At 45.4% G+C, this 18,382-nt stretch carries 10 protein-coding genes; 9 read left to right on the forward strand and 1 reads right to left on the reverse strand.

Annotation, left to right across the window (positions count from 1 at the left end; translation table 11 throughout):
- Positions 1–145: 145 nt before the first annotated feature.
- From ACSBL2_RS11525 to ACSBL2_RS11565, 9 genes are all read left to right on the forward strand, one after another.
- Positions 146–3,487: a SusC/RagA family TonB-linked outer membrane protein gene (locus ACSBL2_RS11525; RefSeq protein WP_442591847.1), complete on the forward strand. Its 3,342-nt coding sequence runs from the start codon at positions 146–148 to the stop codon at positions 3,485–3,487.
- A gap of 1 nt (position 3,488) precedes the next feature.
- The gene (locus ACSBL2_RS11530) at positions 3,489–4,880 is read left to right on the forward strand and encodes a RagB/SusD family nutrient uptake outer membrane protein (protein WP_442591848.1); all 1,392 of its coding nucleotides are present in this window, start codon (positions 3,489–3,491) and stop codon (positions 4,878–4,880) included.
- A 21-nt stretch (positions 4,881–4,901) separates the two neighbouring features.
- A complete protein-coding gene (locus tag ACSBL2_RS11535) occupies positions 4,902–6,968 on the forward strand; it encodes a TlpA family protein disulfide reductase (RefSeq protein WP_442591849.1) in 2,067 nt (688 codons plus the stop codon).
- 293 nt (positions 6,969–7,261) lie between these two features.
- Positions 7,262–8,917: a M16 family metallopeptidase gene (locus tag ACSBL2_RS11540; RefSeq protein ID WP_442591850.1), complete on the forward strand. Its 1,656-nt coding sequence runs from the start codon at positions 7,262–7,264 to the stop codon at positions 8,915–8,917.
- On the forward strand, positions 8,918–10,096 hold the full coding sequence (locus ACSBL2_RS11545) for a M16 family metallopeptidase (protein ID WP_442591851.1): 1,179 nt from the start codon (positions 8,918–8,920) through the stop codon (positions 10,094–10,096). It abuts the gene before it with no gap.
- 407 nt (positions 10,097–10,503) lie between these two features.
- Positions 10,504–12,165, forward strand: a complete 1,662-nt coding sequence (locus tag ACSBL2_RS11550; RefSeq protein ID WP_442591852.1) for a hypothetical protein — start codon at positions 10,504–10,506, stop codon at positions 12,163–12,165.
- A 325-nt stretch (positions 12,166–12,490) separates the two neighbouring features.
- Complete coding sequence (locus ACSBL2_RS11555) at positions 12,491–13,789, forward strand: paraquat-inducible protein A (protein WP_442591853.1); 1,299 nt, start codon at positions 12,491–12,493, stop codon at positions 13,787–13,789.
- 34 nt (positions 13,790–13,823) lie between these two features.
- The gene (locus tag ACSBL2_RS11560) at positions 13,824–15,137 is read left to right on the forward strand and encodes a paraquat-inducible protein A (protein WP_442591854.1); all 1,314 of its coding nucleotides are present in this window, start codon (positions 13,824–13,826) and stop codon (positions 15,135–15,137) included.
- Between the two features lie 57 nt (positions 15,138–15,194).
- A complete protein-coding gene (locus ACSBL2_RS11565) occupies positions 15,195–16,412 on the forward strand; it encodes a glycoside hydrolase family 130 protein (RefSeq protein ID WP_442591855.1) in 1,218 nt (405 codons plus the stop codon).
- Positions 16,413–16,510: 98 nt separating this feature from the next.
- On the opposite strand, the gene ACSBL2_RS11570 is transcribed toward ACSBL2_RS11565, so the two are convergent.
- On the reverse strand, positions 16,511–18,376 hold the full coding sequence (locus ACSBL2_RS11570; RefSeq protein WP_442591856.1) for a TonB-dependent receptor plug domain-containing protein: 1,866 nt from the start codon (positions 18,374–18,376) through the stop codon (positions 16,511–16,513).
- Between the last annotated feature and the right edge of the window lie 6 nt (positions 18,377–18,382).

Raw genomic sequence — 18,382 nt, forward strand, 5'->3', positions numbered from 1 at the left:
AATAATCTAAATTATCAACTAACCCTGCAGTCCCTGCCCATCTCGACAATGAAAGGAACTGCAAATAACAAAGCCAAAACAAATGTACAAATTTTACCTAAAAAAATTTGCGCAGCCGCCCGGCCGCGCCGCTAAACTATTGTTAATGATGAAGCTCAATATGCTGCTGTTCTTTTGCTGTATGATGCAGGTAAGTGCCGCAACGCTTGCCCAAAAGATCACGCTGAATGAGAAAAATGCGGCTATTGAGACTGTATTTGAAAAAATACGTACACAAAGCGGATATGATTTCATGGTTACCGCCAGTATTCTGAAGAATGCCCGTCCTGTAAATATCCAGGTGAAGAATGCCGACCTTGCAGTGGTACTCAGCCGAATTTTTGAATTTCAACCACTGGAGTACCAGATCAAAGATAAAGCGGTACTGGTCAAAATCAAGATCCCCACAACTTTCGAAAAAATCAGGTCTTTTTTTACCGCCATGGAGGTGAGCGGAAGCATTGTAGACTCCAACTTTGTACCACTCGGAGGAGTATATGTGAAGGTCAAAGGGACGAATAAAGGAACAACGAGTAACAATAATGGTTTTTTTACGCTGAAAAATGTGGAAGAAGGATCAGTACTCGTTATTTCTATGATGGGTTATGAACAAAAAGAAGTAACCGTCACTAAGGCTGTTCTGGGTAATATTAACCTTGTTGTTTCCACTTCTAAGCTGGATGAGGTACAGGTTATCGCCTATGGGACAACAACCCAGCGTACCAGTGTTGGATCTACCTCGAGGATAAGCAGTGAGGAGTTGTCGTCACAAATGGTAATCAATCCGCTTGCCGCGCTGGAGGGCAGGGTACCGGGATTGCTGGTGACTACCGGAAGTGGTATCCCGGGTGCAGCTTTCAAAATCCAGATCAGGGGACAGAATACATTGGGCTCTGTGGTGGGGTCCAGGGTGCCAGACATGCCTTTGTTTATCATTGATGGCATTCCTTTTGCACCCCAAAATACAGCGATTAACCGTGTGCAGACGGTAAATGACCGCACAGGTACCGGCCAGCCTGGAGAGGGGATCAGTCCTTTCGACAATATTGATCCGGCAAATATTGAAAGTATAGAAGTACTGAAAGATGCGGACGCGACTTCAATTTATGGTGCCCGCGGAGCCAATGGGGTGATCTTAATTACCACCAAGCAGGGCAAGATGGGGAAAACACAGGTCACCGCAAGGATTTTTAACAGCATCAATACCATTTCCCGCAGTATGCCATTGCTCAACACAGCGCAGTACCTGCAAATGCGTCAGGATGCACTCCGCAATGATGGCTTTACCGCCAACAACAATCCTGGTACCCCCGGCTTTGCTCCTGATTTGCTCGTGTTTGACCAAAATCGCTACTCAAATTACCTGAATGAATTCTTTGGTAAAAGCTCGGCTACTCAGAATGCAAGTGTGGCGATGTCCGGAGGCGATTTTCTGAATACCTATTATGTGGGCACGAACTATAGTCGCCAGTCTTACCTTTTTCCTGGCGACTTCTCTACCAACAGGATAGACGGAACGATGAGGCTGCACCACAATTCACTGAACAGAAAGTTTAGTATTGACGTATCCGCAGGTTACACCTTCAGCGTAAATAATGCGCCCGGATCACCTTCAACCGTGAACAGCTATACACTTGCACCCAATTTTCCGGAGCTGAGAAATGCTGACGGAAGCCTGAGATGGGACATCAACGGGGTAAACCTGTTCAGCTATATCAACAGTGGAATGAACCCTTTGGCGTATCAGCAGCTGAAAAACCGCCTGGCCTCTGCAAGTTTCAATACCAGTATGCTGCTGGGCTATGAAATCCTGCCGGGACTAAAATTCAAAACGAATCTCGGTTATAACAACTTCAATACCAATGAATATTCAATAAACCCCAAAGGGGCGCAGAATCCTATGGTAAGCCCGCAATCCGGGGCCAATAAAAGTGTAAGCAATACATTTGCCTGGAGCATTGAACCACAGCTGAGCTACGATAAACAGTTTGGCAGGAACAGACTGGGTTTTCTGCTGGGCGGAACTCTCCAGCAGCAGAATACTGCGAATGTCAGTGTTGCAGCCACAAATTTCTCTAACGACCTGTTGCTGAACTCTATTTCTTCCGCGGGAACGATCACGGTGCAGGATTCCAATAATCCCTATAAATACAATGCAGGTTTTGCAAGGGTAACCTATAATTATGACAGCCGTTATCTCCTCAGCTTAAATGGCAGGATGGATGGTTCGAGTAAGTTTGCGCCTGATAAACAATGGGGTAAATTCGGTTCTGTTGGTGCAGGATGGGTGATTTCTGAGGAGAAATTTTTCAGGCAGCTCCTGGATTATGTCAGCTTTGCGAAGCTGAGGGGAAGTTATGGATCTACCGGAAGTGACAATGTAGGCAACTATCAATATTCTTCAAACTGGTCGCAGGTAGGAGCAGGTTACCTGTACAACGGACAGCTGGGCTATATCCCTAAGAATCTGGCTAATCCCGATTTTAGCTGGAGCACGACCAGGAAACTGGAAGCCGGACTTGAACTTTCGTTCCTTAGGGACCGGATGTATTTAACAGGATCCTGGTACCGCAACAGGAGCAGCGACCAGCTGATTGGATACCAGTTGCCCATGCAATCCGGTTTTCCGACGGTAATTCAGAATTTTCCGGCAGTGGTTCAAAACACCGGATGGGAGTTTGCCTTATCGGGTAATGTGCTCAAAGGCAAAGGACTCAGCTGGAAAAGTGCCTTGAACATTTCAATTCCCAAAAATAAACTACTGGCTTTTCCTGGGATAGAATCAACGCCCTATGCCAACTACCTGATGGTTGGCCAGCCGGTGAGCCTGATCAGGGGGTATAAGTATGCAGGAATTAACCCAACCACGGGAATCTATCAGTTTGAAACGGCAAAAGGGGAGATCACCTCAGCTCCGCAGGCGGTTAATCGCGATAACCTGTTCAATATAGGCACACAGGACCCTAAATTGTATGGTGGCTTCAGGAATACCTTTGATTACAAAGGATTTCAGCTGGATGTATTTCTCGAGTTCAGAAAGCAGAAGGGCTATAACTATATGAAGGAACAGAATAACCCTACGGGTTATATGAACAATGTACCTGTAGATGCATTGGATACCTGGACAGAAGCCGGGGATGACGCGAGGTATCAGCGCCTGACCACCCAGTCTTTTGGTACCGCTGCCACCAATGCGTTTGTGTATTATAAACTATCCGATGCCGTATTGACGGATGCATCGTACATCAGGTTGAAAACGGTTTCCCTGGCTTACAATTTTAAACCTACATTCCTGGAGAAATTGCATGTGAATGGCTTCCGGGCGTATGTAAATGCACAAAACCTGCTGACCATTACCAATTACAAGGGGAATGATCCTGAAACCCAAATTTTCTACGCAGTTCCGCCGCTCAGAAACCTTTCTTTCGGCCTGGACTTTAATTTTTAAGATGATGAAGCATAAATCTACATTTACTATATTTTGTGCACTGGTCGTAGCCACTATCCTGTTGCTGAGTACTTCCTGCCGGAAATTTATTGAGATACCTGCACCGACAAATTCGATTACCTCTGATCAGATTTTTATCGATAGTGTAAATGCAACTGCCGCGATCAACGGTATCTATATCAATATGATGGGGAACGGATTTACAAGTTCCTTTGCCAACAGCATGACCACAATGCTCTGCGGGCTGTCAGCTGATGAGCTGGACAATTCCAGCAACGTGGCGAACTACAAGGAGTTTTTTGCAAACAATATCAATGGCACAAATGCAAATAACCTCACCTATTGGAATAATATCTACACTTACATTTATGAAACGAATGCGGTGATAGAGGGTGCTGCAGCCAGTACTACACTCCCTATCACGGTTAAAAACCGTATTACCGGTGAAGCGAAATTCCTCCGGGCATTCTATTTCTTCTACCTGATGAATCTGTACGGCACAGCACCATTGCCCCTGACAACAGATTACACGATCACTTCGCGTTTGCCAAGAGCCGACAGGGCAGTAATGACTACGCAGGTGATGGCCGATCTGACGGATGCCCTGCAGTTACTCAATGCCGACCGTGCTGCGATTACAAAAAACAGGGTAAACCGGTTCGCAGTGAATGCCATGTTGGCCCGTGTAAATTTATATCAGCAGGAATGGGCGGCCGCTGAAGCGGCGGCAACAACGGTTATTACCGCAGGCTACAGATTGGAGCCTGTGCTGAACAATGTATTTCTCACCAACAACCAGGAACAGATCTGGCAAATGACACCTGCCGCCCCCGGGGTGGAAACTACCGAAGGGCAGACTTTTATTCCCGCTGCGCCAACGCTGGTGCCTTCTTTTATCCTGACTGCCAGTTTGAATACTGCATATGAAACAGATGATCAGCGCAAAACTTCCTGGTTCAGATCTGTTACCATTGGTGCAAATACCTATACTTATCCTTACAAATACAAGCTGGTACGGGATAATAATACCAGCCCGCGTGAAGCCTATTCGGTTTTGCGCCTGGCAGAACAATACCTGATCAGAGCTGAAGCAAGGGCGGAACAAGGCAATCTTACCGGTGCCGCTGACGACCTGAATGTCATTCGTAGCCGTGCAGGTTTAGCGCATACGACGGCTGCAACGCAGACGGATCTCCTGAATGCCATTCTGACGGAAAGGCGCTTGGAACTGGCCTGTGAATGGGGACACCGATGGTTCGATCTGAAAAGAACGCAGACCGTGGATGTTGTCCTTGGCTCCAAACCAAACTGGAAAACAACTGCCGCACTGTTTCCGGTACCTAATGCACAAGTTGTACTTAATCCATTCCTTACTCAAAATCCGGGCTATTAGTCCGGTGTAAAAAAACACATCATGAAAAGTTTCAAAAACAACCTGTTTACCAGGATGGCGGGAATTGCTGGCCTAATTTTTTACGGCCTGAGCAGCACCGCACAAATGACGAATGTTCCACAAACGGCTCCACAACAGCCTGCTGCTCCACAACGATTCAGTTATCAGCCCTCGACCATTAGCGAGGGGCAGGAGATGAAAGTTACTTACCGGCCGGAGGATGTCCATGCCAAAGTTTCGGGTGTGGTATACCTGTTCAAAAATTACAAATGGGAAGGTCATGACCTCAGCATGGCGAAAACTGATACGGGCTATGTGGCGAACTACAAAGTTCCTGAGGGAACAGCTTTACTGAGCTACAGATTTTGGGTAGGTGATACCGTAGATGCTGGCGGAAGATTTCCGTATGCGGTGATCCTGCACCAGAAAGACCCGAAGAAAATGATGCCTGGCGGACTGGCAGAATGGGGCCTTTTCCGAACCAAACAGGCCAACTATATGCTGCTGCCTATGGTCTCCTCGTCCGCTGAAATTGAACCCCGCACACTGGTGTCACTTTGGATCGCGAAGGAATATGGCAATATCGAAGTGAGAAGAAATATGTTTTTTGATATGGCCAGGGGCATCAAAAGCTATGTCCCTCCCGCAAAAGCAGATTCAATGATCCTTCGGGATGGCAGAGATTTACTGCAGCTGAATGGGCTGACCGAACCTGAAATGATCAGGGTGGAACGGACTTTCCGTACAGTACTGCGGAATACGGCCCTCGCAGATTCCGTTAAAGCCCTGGTACTGGCGAAATATCCTTCAGGCCTTCGACACCGTTTTGTGCAGCTGGACAGTGTATTTATGGTTGGCGATCCGGCAATGCTCATGACCAGGTTAAATGCCTTTGTCAAACAGTATCCGTTTGACAAATATCCAACAACGGATTATACGGATCTTAGTCTCAACGATCCACTTTTCTACATGAAGGGTTATACAGGGGCTATGAACTTCGCATCGCAGAACAAAGACGCAGTGACGATCAGCAATTTGCTTAAAACTGCACCTTACGAGCTATTGAATTATTACTATCTAAAGGTGGTGGAGTATCCAATGCGCTCTACCACTCCATTTATTACGGTAAAACAACAGATGGATTATTCCAACGGGATTATTGCCGAAATGCTCAGGCGTTCGGTAAGTTCAGATCCTTCGCTGTCGGGCCGCGGTTTTTACAGCCCTCTGGAGTGGAAGCGACTGGTCATTATGCAAAACAAAGTCCAGTTGAGTTACCATGCCGCACTCTTGTACCAGGCAGGTGATTTTACCAATTCATTGAAGTTTGCCAATATGGTAAAACCTTACATCGGGGATAGAAATATTGATTTTAATACCTTGTATGTGAACCTTCTTGATCATAATAAAAAATATGAGGAGGCGGAGCAATATATAATCAGTGCAATCAAGGCTGATGCCGTAAGTCCGGCAATGCTAAAACTTTTCAAAGCCTATTATGTAAAAAAGAAAGGTACTGAAAGTGGATATGATGAGTATTTCCATGCACTGGAGCCAGCAGAAAAGCTGACGCAGATGTACACTAAATTAGAAAAGTCCATGGTAAATATCCCGGCTCCGATGTTTAACCTTAAAAACCTGAAAGGCGAAAGTATTGACCTGAGTGCACAAAAAGGCAAAATCGTTGTGCTTGATTTCTGGGCGAGCTGGTGCTTTCCCTGCAAAGCTGCAATGCCAGGGATGCAAACGCTGGTTACCCATTATAAAGCAAACCAGGATGTACAGTTCTATTTCATTGCCACACTGGAAGAGAGCGAGGACTATAAACAACTGGCAGCCGACTTTATCAAGGCGAAGAAATATGATTTCAATGTGCTGTTCGATGAATATGATCCTTCAGTTAAACGCATAGGAATGACCTACTCTGATTACGCTAAACTGCTTCACCTCAATGGCATTCCTCAGAAAGTAGTGATCGATGGCAATGGGAAAATCCGCTGGGTGTCCGACGGTTACAACGGTGACCTCGTGAACCTGACCAGAGAAGTGGAACATATCATCTCGGTGATTCAGAATGAAAAATCATAGGGTATTCTATTGATAAACAAAATCAGCGGTGCAACAAAATCGGTGCAAAAAACAAATACTTACGAATGAAGCGATCATAAGCCTACCGCTTAAAAACAGCAATGAAAACCGAGCTTGCGAGTTCTTGAATACAAATAAAGAACAATAAGAGCTAATGAAAAATGCTTATGATCGCTTCATCACCGATAAAAAACAAATATTTACTAATGAAACCATCATAAGCCTACCGCTTACAAACAGCAATGAAAACGCTTATGATCGCTTCATCACCGATAAAAATCAATTATAATCTAATGAAAAAGCAACATATAATGATTGCAACGGGCTTGTTATTTTCGGTTTATACCGGAATAACACGCCCGGCCTTCGGGCAAATCAAAAAAACAGCTTCTGCAAAATTATTACCGTCAGACCCTGAACTGCGAACAGGTAAACTGGCCAACGGATTTACCTATTATATCAGAAGAAATGAGCAGACAAAAAACCGCGTGGAATTGTATCTGGCCTGTAAAGTAGGCTCGGTTCTGGAAGATGATGACCAGCAGGGCCTGGCGCATTTTGTTGAACACATGAATTTCAACGGCACCAAACATTTTCCGAAAAATGAACTGGTAGATTATCTGCAGAAGGCTGGTGTGAGGTTTGGGGCTGACCTGAATGCGGTCACCAGTTTTGATGAAACCGTATATCAGCTGCCCATCCCGACAAATGATCCCTCGCTCCTGAAAAATGGATTGATGATCATGCGCGACTGGGCACAGGAGGCGATACTGGACTCTCTCGAAATAGAGAAAGAGCGTGGGGTGATCCTGGAAGAAGAGCGGCTGGGGAAAGGTGCGCGGGACAGAATGTCACGCCAAACACTGCCGGTTTTGCTCAACCATTCCCGTTTTGCAAACAGGCTGCCCATTGGAAAAGACGAAGTCCTGACGACCTTTAAACCAGCAGCATTAAGACGTTTTTATCACGACTGGTACCGTCCGGATTTGCAGGCGCTTATCGTTGTAGGGGATGTGGATGTAAATGAGGTGGAACAGCTGATCAAACTGCAGTTCAGCGATCTTAAAAATCCAAAGCCCGCTCGCCCGCGGCTGACTTATACTGTACCACTGACCGGTAAGGAACAATTTGTGCTGGTTACAGATAAGGAAGTGCCCCTTACAAGCATAGAGATGATGTTTAAACGGCCTGCTTCGGTGGTGAATACAGAAGCAACTTACCTTGAGGCAATGAAAATTGACTTACTTACACAACTGCTGGCCAACCGCAAATCTGCTGAAGCCAGCAAAGAAAACAACCCTTTATTCATCAATAGCAATGTCGGTGTGACAAGTTTATTTGGCAAGGTTAATCTTCTTGATCTGGCAGTTGTTCCGAAAGCTGGACAGCTGAAAGAGGGATTTAAGCAGGCCTTTCGCTCACTGGAGCGCATCAAACGCTTCGGCTTTACAGCGGAAGAGCTGGAAAATGTAAAGAAGATGATGCTGAGTTCTTTGGAGGAAGGGTATAAGCAACAGCATCAAATTCCCTCTAAAGTATATGTTAAGCAATATCAAAACATGTTCCTGAATGGGGAGACGGCTCCTGGCATTCCCTGGGAATATCAGTTCAGGAAAGCGAATATGCCGGCTATTACTTTAAAGGAAATCAGCGCTGTGCTCAATAAGTATTTGTCATCCAAAGATGTGGATATCATTGTCGCAGGACCAGAGAAAGATAAGGCCAGTCTGCTCACTGCGCAGCATATCCACCAATGGATAGACGAAGTGAAAGGGGAAAAAATCCCTGCTTTTACGGATGATACCAAAGCCGGTATTTTATTGGCCATCAAACCGCAGGCTGGTAAAGTGGTTAAAAAGGAGCTCACGGCCGCCCTGAATGTAACCACACTGAGGTTGAGCAATGGATTAACAGTGATCCTGAAGCCCACAACCTTTAAAAAAGACTAGGTGACCTATAATGGATTTTGTCCGGGTGGCACCGCATTATATGACAACAGTGACTATGACGCGGCTTCCCTGGTTTCGCAAATGGTCAATAGTATGGGGGCAGGAAATCTTGATCCTCAACAGTTAGCCAGAACCACCATGGGGAAGCAGGCGGGATCGGCCGTAGGGATGACCCTGGACGCCTCTATAGTTACTGGCGGCGGATCTTATGCGGATCTTGAAACAGCCCTGCAGCTCAGCTGGCTGCAAATGACCATGCCGCGGCAGGATTCCATTATCTTTAATAAACAACGCAACCAGTTGCTGGAAAATCTGAAAACTCAGGGCGTAGATCCTAACTCGGTATTCAATGACAGTATTGGATACATCACAGGAAATTATAACTATCGTTTCGCACCCATGACAGCGAAAAGGTTAAATCAAATCAGCATGAAACGCATGTTTGATATTTACAGGGAAAGGTTTGCAGATGCTTCCGGCTTTACCTTTGTCTTTGTAGGGGATTTTAATGTTGATGCCATTACGCCTCTACTGGAGCAATATCTTGGGTCATTGCCTTCCACACCTAGAAAGAACATCACCAGAAACCTGGATATCCATGCGCCGCGTGGGGTACTGGTAAAAAAGATTTATAAGGGGACTGAAGATAAGGCCAGTGTGCGGATCATGCTGCATGATGATTATCAGTACACTGCGCTGAATAACCTGGCCATAAAAGCTTTGGGAGAAATTCTGGAGGTCAGGATCATACAGCACCTGCGTGAACAGGAGAGCGAAGTATACAGCCCGGGAGTGCAATCAGCTTACCATAAATTGCCTGACAGCCGCTATGCTTACATGATCAATTTCGGTTGTGCCCCTAAAAACGTAAACCATCTGGTTGCAATGGTAGAGAAAGACATGAAGACTTTGGCTGAAGATGGGCCCGATGCAGATGATTTGCTGAAGTTTAAAGCCGCCTACGAGAAATCTCAGGAAACAACACTGCTGGATAATAGTTTCTGGAGCAGATATCTTGCCGGCCAAGTACAGGATGGCGAGAATATTTTAGCTGTGCTGAATGCAAAAAAGGACCTGGAGCAGTTAACACTGGCATCACTCAAAGAAGCGGCAGGAAAGTACCTGTCGGGCAAGAATATGATCACTTTTGAATTGCTGCCTGAAGAGACCGCGAAATAAGTTTTCCATTTTTGCAAGATAATAGCGCCCATTCCCGAAGAAGATGATTTCCATTTCTGCTTCCGGAATGGGTTTGTTATTTTCCCTCAGCAGAAGGTTCTGTCGCAGGAGAAAATAAGCTGTTTCTTTTATCTGATACCGGGGCTATTTGAAGCCCTGTTAAACTTAATTTTTAGACAGGATGCTAAATTAGCATGCTGATCAACAGTCAGTGCGCTAGGTGTAATCAGGTTTTCTTTAGCCTATGTATTGGTTTGCTCATTAGGATAATATCCTGCTCTATTTTGCTAATATGCTGTATATTAGGAACCTGTGTGTTTTTTATATTTGATATAACAAGCTTGCCTATGATATAGCTATCTAAATTTCTCGCCGCGGAGATCATTTTTTCACTTAAAACTACAATTATGAAAAGAAGGTTATCGATTACAATTGTAAGTGCAATACTCTGTTTGTCACTTGGTGGCTGCAAAAAACTAGGCATGAATGAAGCTCCGGCCACTGTCGCAAATCTGACTGCTGTTGGGGATCCTTTATCATGGCCTGTTTATTCTCCTGGTATCAGTTATGATTTCTCCAGCGAATACCCCGCATTGGAGCCACCTACTCAGGTGCTCAATGATTGTTCAAATGTAGCCGGTACGCTCACCGGCGATTGGTGGTGTTTCAGATGGGGGCCAAATGCCAACTCCCTCGTTACTGAGGCGGCCATTCGTCCGATGCTGGATTATTTCGATTCCGAGTTTACCTATTTTCGCGAAACCATGGGCTGGCCAATGGATTTACGTGCCCGGAATGGATATTATAGCTCGATCTATCTTTTCGGTTCTGGTTTATGTACAGATAATGCGCCCAATACGGCGCTGGGTGGCTGGCAAAGTGCGGTAAACTACCAGGGACAGAACTGGCCCATTGTTCTGGCATCTTATTATCCCGTATATTCATTCGATCCTGCCTGTCCTTATCCGGATGCCGCTGCCCAGCGTTCAGCCATGATCCATGAGGGGATTCATGCATTGCTGGCCGATTATCAGGGCCTGAGAAACGCAGCATGGTTCCATGAAGGTGGAAATGTCTGGTTTCAGCAGACTGCCGATGCTGCGAGGAGCCAGGATTACAGTACACTGGGTTGGTTAGGTGCAGGTGATGCGATTGCCCCCTTTATTCCCATTGAATGTTACTCCGGCTGGTTGCTTGATGGCAGTTTCGGAGGACCCTCCGCAGAAGGGGTGAATATGTTCAACGGAAATCAACAGATTTGCACCTGGCGCAGGTTACTGGGAGGGAAGCAATACAGCAGCGTTTTCCCTACATTCCTGGGACTTGTTTTAGGAAATAAAGCTGTGCCATGGTTATGGAGATATGCTGAAGACAGGGTGCTGGAAGGGCTTTCAGAAGGTATTGGTGAAAACGAGACGCGAAGGTTGATCACTGAATACCGCGCGAAGCAGGCAACGGTTGACATGGGGGAATGGAGTGCTGCGTACACCGCACTGATCGATAATAATTTTGGAACTTCCATTGAAGAAGAATGGCAACCCTATTCGCACAATGTTAACCCCTGGATTGCTACACCCTATGTCAGTACAACAAACAACAATGGTGTGCTCAGGCCGGATACCCTGACTCTTCCCGGCTGGTCTGGTGCCAACCAGATTCCCTTGGTTGTAGAGGATGGGGCTACACAGGTAAAGGTTAATTTTCAGCCTATTGGTCAGCATATGACCTGTCAGTTGGTTTACCGTTCCACCACGGATAATGCAGTATATAGCCAATATGTATCTCAGGGTGAATGTGTGTTGAATCTGACAGCTGCCCCTGCGAATGGGGTGGTGATTGCAGTGATCACAAACAATGATTTTCTGTATAGCGGAGAAAGCACAAGGACTGCTAAGTTCAGCTACCGCTTACAGCTTGTTGATGGATTGTCTGAAGCTGCCGATATCTATACAAAATGGTATAAATGGAATTCATTCAATACCATTTCTAATTTTATGGGATCGGTATCCAAAAGTAAAACAGGGATGGACTGGTCTAAATACTGTGTCCGGCCTATACCCAAATCTTAATGGGTGCAGCTCTGAGAATAAGGCTCATCTGTAAATAAGCCATAAGGTCCTTTGTATAAGGACATGTAAAAAGCCTGGAATGACGATTCCAGGCTTTTTACATGTCCAGAGCAATTTGTACTGGATAAGAAAGATCACTGAACAATAGGCCGAACCACAAAATTAACTTCTCCTGGCTTCAGCAATAGGCCTAAACAGCGGGGAACAACAACTGGAATCACACAACGTTTACACCCGCTTTTCTAAATATTTAGCAATTCACAAACATTTTTCAGGCTGCAGCGGTTGTATGACAAAATAAACCCTCAACTATCCAAATATAAGCGTGAAAAAATTAACCGTCTCCAGACTTGTATTGATATTCGGTCTTGGCATCATGTTATGCCTGGAAGGCTATTCCGCTTATCGGCTTCAGCAGCTTTCCAAAGAACAACATGAGATCAAGACAGATTATTCCAATGTAAATAACATTACTTTTGGTTTATTTTCAGTAGATCAGTGGCGGGATAAGGTCTCAGGCATTGTGCATCACCAGGTACGCAACTTTGAACTGACCCCACAACAAAAAAAGCAATTGCGTATGGAAGTGCAGCAGGTCATGCTGGCGCTGATCGATAAGGCAGAAGCATTGGTCAATAAAGAGAAAAAGACACTCGACGGAAAGGTCAAGAAGTTTGTGATCAAAACTTTTGTCAAAACAGATAAGATAAAGGAGAAAGTTCCCGGATTTGCAGATCAGGTAATGGTGAAAATTGACAATCCTGCCAATAAAAAGAAAATGAGCAAACTTGCGATGGCGAAGTTTGACGATCTGCAGCATAGCGATTATGTAGACAGTGCAATGGCGGTTACCCAGGCAGAAACACAGAAAGTATTCAAAAGGTACAAAGCTTCATCTACTGAACAACTGAACCAGATCCTCACCAAACGCTTATCCAGCATCAAAGCTGAAACGTATACCCATTCTTTTATCATGATGGGCTGCATTGCCTTGGTGCTTGTCCTGTGGTGGGTGATGAGGGAAAAGAAAGACCTCCATGGCACATTGTTTATCATGTCGTTATTGTTTGCCTTCATTTTATTGGTTGTCGGACTCCTGGCTTCTATGATTGAAGTGGATGCACGCATTGAATCTTTTGATTTTATGCTGCTGGGGGAACATGTCGTTTTCGAAAACCAGGTGCTTTTCTTCCAGAGTAAAAGTATCATGGATGTGGTGCGGGTATTGCTTAAACAGCCTGCTATTGATTCTATTTTAGTCGGTGCCCTGATTTTTATGTTCAGCGTAGCCTTTCCGGTGATGAAACTGGCCTCAACGGGTATTCATCTGCTGGGGAATAAGAAGATCGCAGAAAACCGCTTTATCAGATTTTTTGCCTTCCGGTCGGGCAAATGGAGTATGGCTGATGTGATCGTGATCGCCATTCTGATGGTGTATATCGGCCTGAACGGATTGCTGGAAAGTCAGCTGAAGAGCCTGAACATCAAGAGTGACTTACTCACTGTCATTACCACCAACAATACCGCCCTGCAACCTGGATATATCATTTTTATCTGTTTTGTACTCTTCGGCCTCATCCTATCTACCATACTCAAATATATTACGCCGCATGACGCACATTAGCTGTAAATCTCTAAACCCATTAGCTTATTAAACCATGAATTCATCCTCCACAAAAGACAAAATTGGCCTGCCCGGAATACTGGTGATGCTTGCGCTGGTCCTGCTTTTAGTTGCGGAAGGCTGGGCAGGACTAAGGGTTTACCAGCTTTCCAAAGAAAGGGAACAAATCAAGATCGATTACAGCGTATCCAACAACATCACTTTCGGCGTGTTTTCGATCGACATGTGGAGGGAAAAGATCACGGAGATTGTAGACCATAAGATTGGCGACTTTAAAGTGACCGGCAAACAGAAGAAAGAATTGCAGGAGACGATAGAGTTGCAGCTGAATGCACTGATTACCAAAACGGTTAAGGATATCAACAAGCCGCAGAAGGGCCTGGGGGCTAAACTTAAAAAGTTCGCTTTCAATACCCTTGTGGATGAAGAAGAACTACGGGCACCTGTACCTGAATTTGCAAGGACGATTGTCAACAAACTGAGCAGTCCGGCAAGCATGAAAAGGCTGAAATATATTGCAAACAGCAAAATAGACTCCCTGGAAAGCCAGACCTATGACAACAGTGAGCCCGCCAGTGTAACGGTAAACCGGAATGTTTACAAAAAATATCAGGTAAACAATGCGGCACAGTTCGATCAGACCATCGGACGGAAACTTCAGGCGATCAAAAAGATGAGTACCCAATACGCAGTGATCATGGCCGCTGCGGTGATTCTGGCGCTGGGATTGTGGTGGCTGGTCAGATCACAAACCCGGCTTTATACCCCGGCTTTCCTGATCTCCATCCTCTTTGCCCTGGTGATCCTGGTGGTGGGTACCTGTTCTACCATCATTGAGGTAGATGCGCGTATGGAAAGTTTGAAATTCACCCTGCTTGGTGAAAATCTGTCTTTTGACAACCAGGTCTTGTTTTTCCAGAGCAAAAGCATTTATGACGTGGTATTGGACCTGTTGAGAGAGCCGAAGCCGGATGCGGTGCTTGTCGGTATCTTGCTGTTATTGTTTGTCATCATACTGCCTTTACTGCGGCTGATTGGTAAGGGGATGTATGTATGTTACCGGGAACAAAATCCCGAAGACCGTATCGCTAAATTCATGGCTTTCGACCTGGACAAATGGGATATGGCAGATGTCATGGTGGTCGGGATTGGCATGACTTACATTGGTTTGAATGGCATCTTAAAAAGCCAGCTTTCCGGCCTGAATATCCAGGAAGATATTTTGTCGACCACCACCTCAAATGCGACTTCCCTGCAGGCAGGTTATTTTGTTTTCACCGGATTCGTTGTCTATTCTGTCATCCTTACCCTGATTTGCAGGCGGATTAAAAAATCAGTTCCTCTTTAAGGAGGGGGCTGTTTCATAGGTTTTGTACACAAGCAACTTCACATAAACCAGCACCATATGGCCCTAAAACATACAAATACCAGAGAACATCAGGTTTGGAAAAATCCGTGTAACGGTAGTCATTTGCTGAAATTCATCTGCGTGATTACGCTCTTTTTATGTGCCCGGCTTGCAACCGCACAGGATAAAAATGTATTGCCCTCATGGGCATTGGGTGGTTTTGCCAGGCCTGTAGGGATAAATCCAATTATATCTCCAAATCCCGGTTCCAGGTTTTTCGACCCTATGCATAAAAAATTGGTTTATTGGGAAGCGAATGACACCTTTAATCCGGCTGCGGCAGTTAAAAATGGCAAAATAATAGTATTGTACCGTTCTGAGGATAAAAGCGGGAAAGAGATTGGTATGCGCACATCGCGTCTGGGCTATGCCGAAAGCACAGATGGCTTACACTTTACACGAAAAACCAAGCCTGTATTGTTCCCGGGGGAGGATGCGCAAAAAGAATATGAGTGGCCCGGAGGATGTGAAGATCCGCGTGTTGCGGTTACGGCCAATGGGACTTATGTTGTTTTTTACACCCAATGGAACCGCAAAACACCCCGGCTTGGGGTGGCAACATCAAAAGACCTTATTCATTGGAAAAAACACGGCCCCATATTTCAATCTGCTTATAAAGGCAGGTTCTTTTCTATTGCCCACAAATCGGCCTCCATAGTAACCCGTGTCAGTAAGGATAAACAGGTCATTGCAAAGGTGAATGGCAAATACTTTATGTACTGGGGAGAAACCCATGTATACGGGGCAACATCTGCCAACCTGGTCGACTGGACACCACTTGTAGATGAGAAAGGCGAATTAAAGATCCTCGCCTCCACAAGGCCGGGCTATTTTGATAGCGATCTTACCGAATGCGGTCCGCCGGCTATTCTAACCGATAAAGGCATCATCTTATTGTACAATGGCAAAAACCATCCCGGGGAAGGGGGCGACCGGCGTTTTAATGGTAATTCTTACTGTGCAGGCCAGATGCTGTTCAGTAAAACAGACCCGACAAAGTTGCTGGACAGGCTGGATGTCCCATTTTTACGCCCGATGCAGTCTTTTGAAAAAAGCGGACAGTATGTGAACGGTACGGTATTTATTGAAGGCATGGCCTGGTTTAAACAAAAATGGTATCTATACTATGGCTGTGCTGATTCCAGGGTAGGGGTAGCTATTTATGATCCCGCGAAACCAGCAGAGCCGGATCCCATAAGCGGGAATGGCGAGTGATGTATTTTCTGTGTTGGAGGTTGATCTGCTTTCAAAAAAAACGCAGCCGGTTCGGATTGATGATCCGGCTGCGTTTTGGTAGGGATTTGCTGGTGATTTTACAAACTGACAAATTTTACACCTAAACTGAACCAGCGTGAAGGAAGTGGAATCGCGCCGATCTCAAAATAGGTGGTATCAAAAATATTCTGTGCATCAATATATACGGTAAATTTGTCTACCGACTGACTTAACCTGAAGTCATTGATCCAGTAAGACGGACCGGATACCCTTTCGTTAAAACGTGTGGCAAATAACACCGAGAAACGTTTAAACTGGTAATCGGTCGTTTGGGTCACCTGATGTTTCAAAGAAGAAATGAGGTATTTGGACTGAAGATCCGGTTGTCCGTCTCTGAATTCAGAATCCAGGTAACTGTACGCAAGGCTAAAGTTCAGTTTCGATTGGTCATTTACAGGCAAGCTGTAATTTGAGCGCATGTTCAAGCCTCCGGTGACCATTTTCCCCAGGTTATTACTTTGCCATGGATCGGTGCTGACCGATCTGGTCCAATCGATATAGTTGGATATCCTCCTGTTAAAATAGTAAGCATCCAGACTGAAATTCCTGTAAACGTATTTGAATCCGATTTCTGCCTGAAAGGCATTCTCCGGTGTCAGTTCCGGATTACCAATATTGCCAGGCCTTTGGTTCAGGTACAGGTCTGTAAAGGAAGGCAGCCGCTGACTGGTTCCAATATTACCAACAATCTTTAATCCCTCAGTAAGGGCATAGCTGGCATCAAGTCCCGGATAGACCTGCCATTTGTAATCTGAATTGTAATTGACATAAGTACCGATATTGACATTCAGGTTTTCCGTTAAATAAGTTCTGTATTGTCCGAAGATGCCCAGGTTCCGGCGGTCGTGCTCTCCAATATTCGATGAATTGATCTCATCGTTCCGTACTTCTGCACCGAAGCCCAATTCTCCGCTGTTCATTTTATATGTGGAGTTGATTTCCGCAGCAAGGGAATTGGTAAAATGGCGGCTTCTTCCTGCATTTGGATTTGTGGAGCCAAAATAACGGTAGTCATCATCATTATACCGGTAGCTCAGTCTTGGCATGAGCGTCCATTTATCCGACAACATATGTTTTGACTGAACAGCAGCAATGGTCGTCTGTATGCTTTCCGTTGAATTTCTGTCGCCCGGAGCAGCATAGAACCCATTGGCTCCAAAAGTATTGTTGATATAACCAAATGAGGTCATGATTTCATCTGAGGCACCCAGCTGATAGTTTCCCTGGTAAAACAATTTATTGTTCTCAAACTGTGTGTTGTAGCGATAGCCATTGCTCTTGTCATGCGATCCGAAAATCGAATGCTGCTGTTGTTTTTTGCTCAATGCCGCGCCAAGCTGAACACCCCTGCCATAAAAGGTATCACCCGTACCTTCGGTATCTTTCTTGAAATTAGAACCTCCGTAGGCATTCACTAAGAATCCCGATTGTTCCGGTTTTTTGGTGATGATATTAATGGCACCTGTCAGGCTGTTAATCCCGTAGATCCTGGCTGCCGGTCCGCGGATAATTTCAATCCGCTCAATGGCCTCCACCGGGATGGGCATATTTAACATGTTATGCGCAGTTTGGTTATCGATGATTTTTGTGCCGTTCAGCAACACTACCGTTTGCTCAAAACTTCCTCCATCGATGCTGATGTCTACCTGGCTTCCGAAAGGACCTCTTTGTCTTAAATCCACCCCGTTAGCATATTGTAATATTTCCTGGAGTGACCTTGCCGGTAACTTGGCGATCATCTTTTTATCGATGACATATACATTTCTATTCTGTTTAGAGATGGGGGTGCTGAACCGGTTCTCGTTGATGACCACCTCATCTATCGTGATGGCGGTGTCACGACCATCCTGAGCGCTTGCTTTTGTGCACACTAAAACCAAAAGCATAAAAAAGATTATTCTCATTATTTT

Source organism: Pedobacter sp. AW31-3R (assembly GCF_052180285.1).
Classification (GTDB): Bacteria; Bacteroidota; Bacteroidia; order Sphingobacteriales; family Sphingobacteriaceae; genus Pedobacter.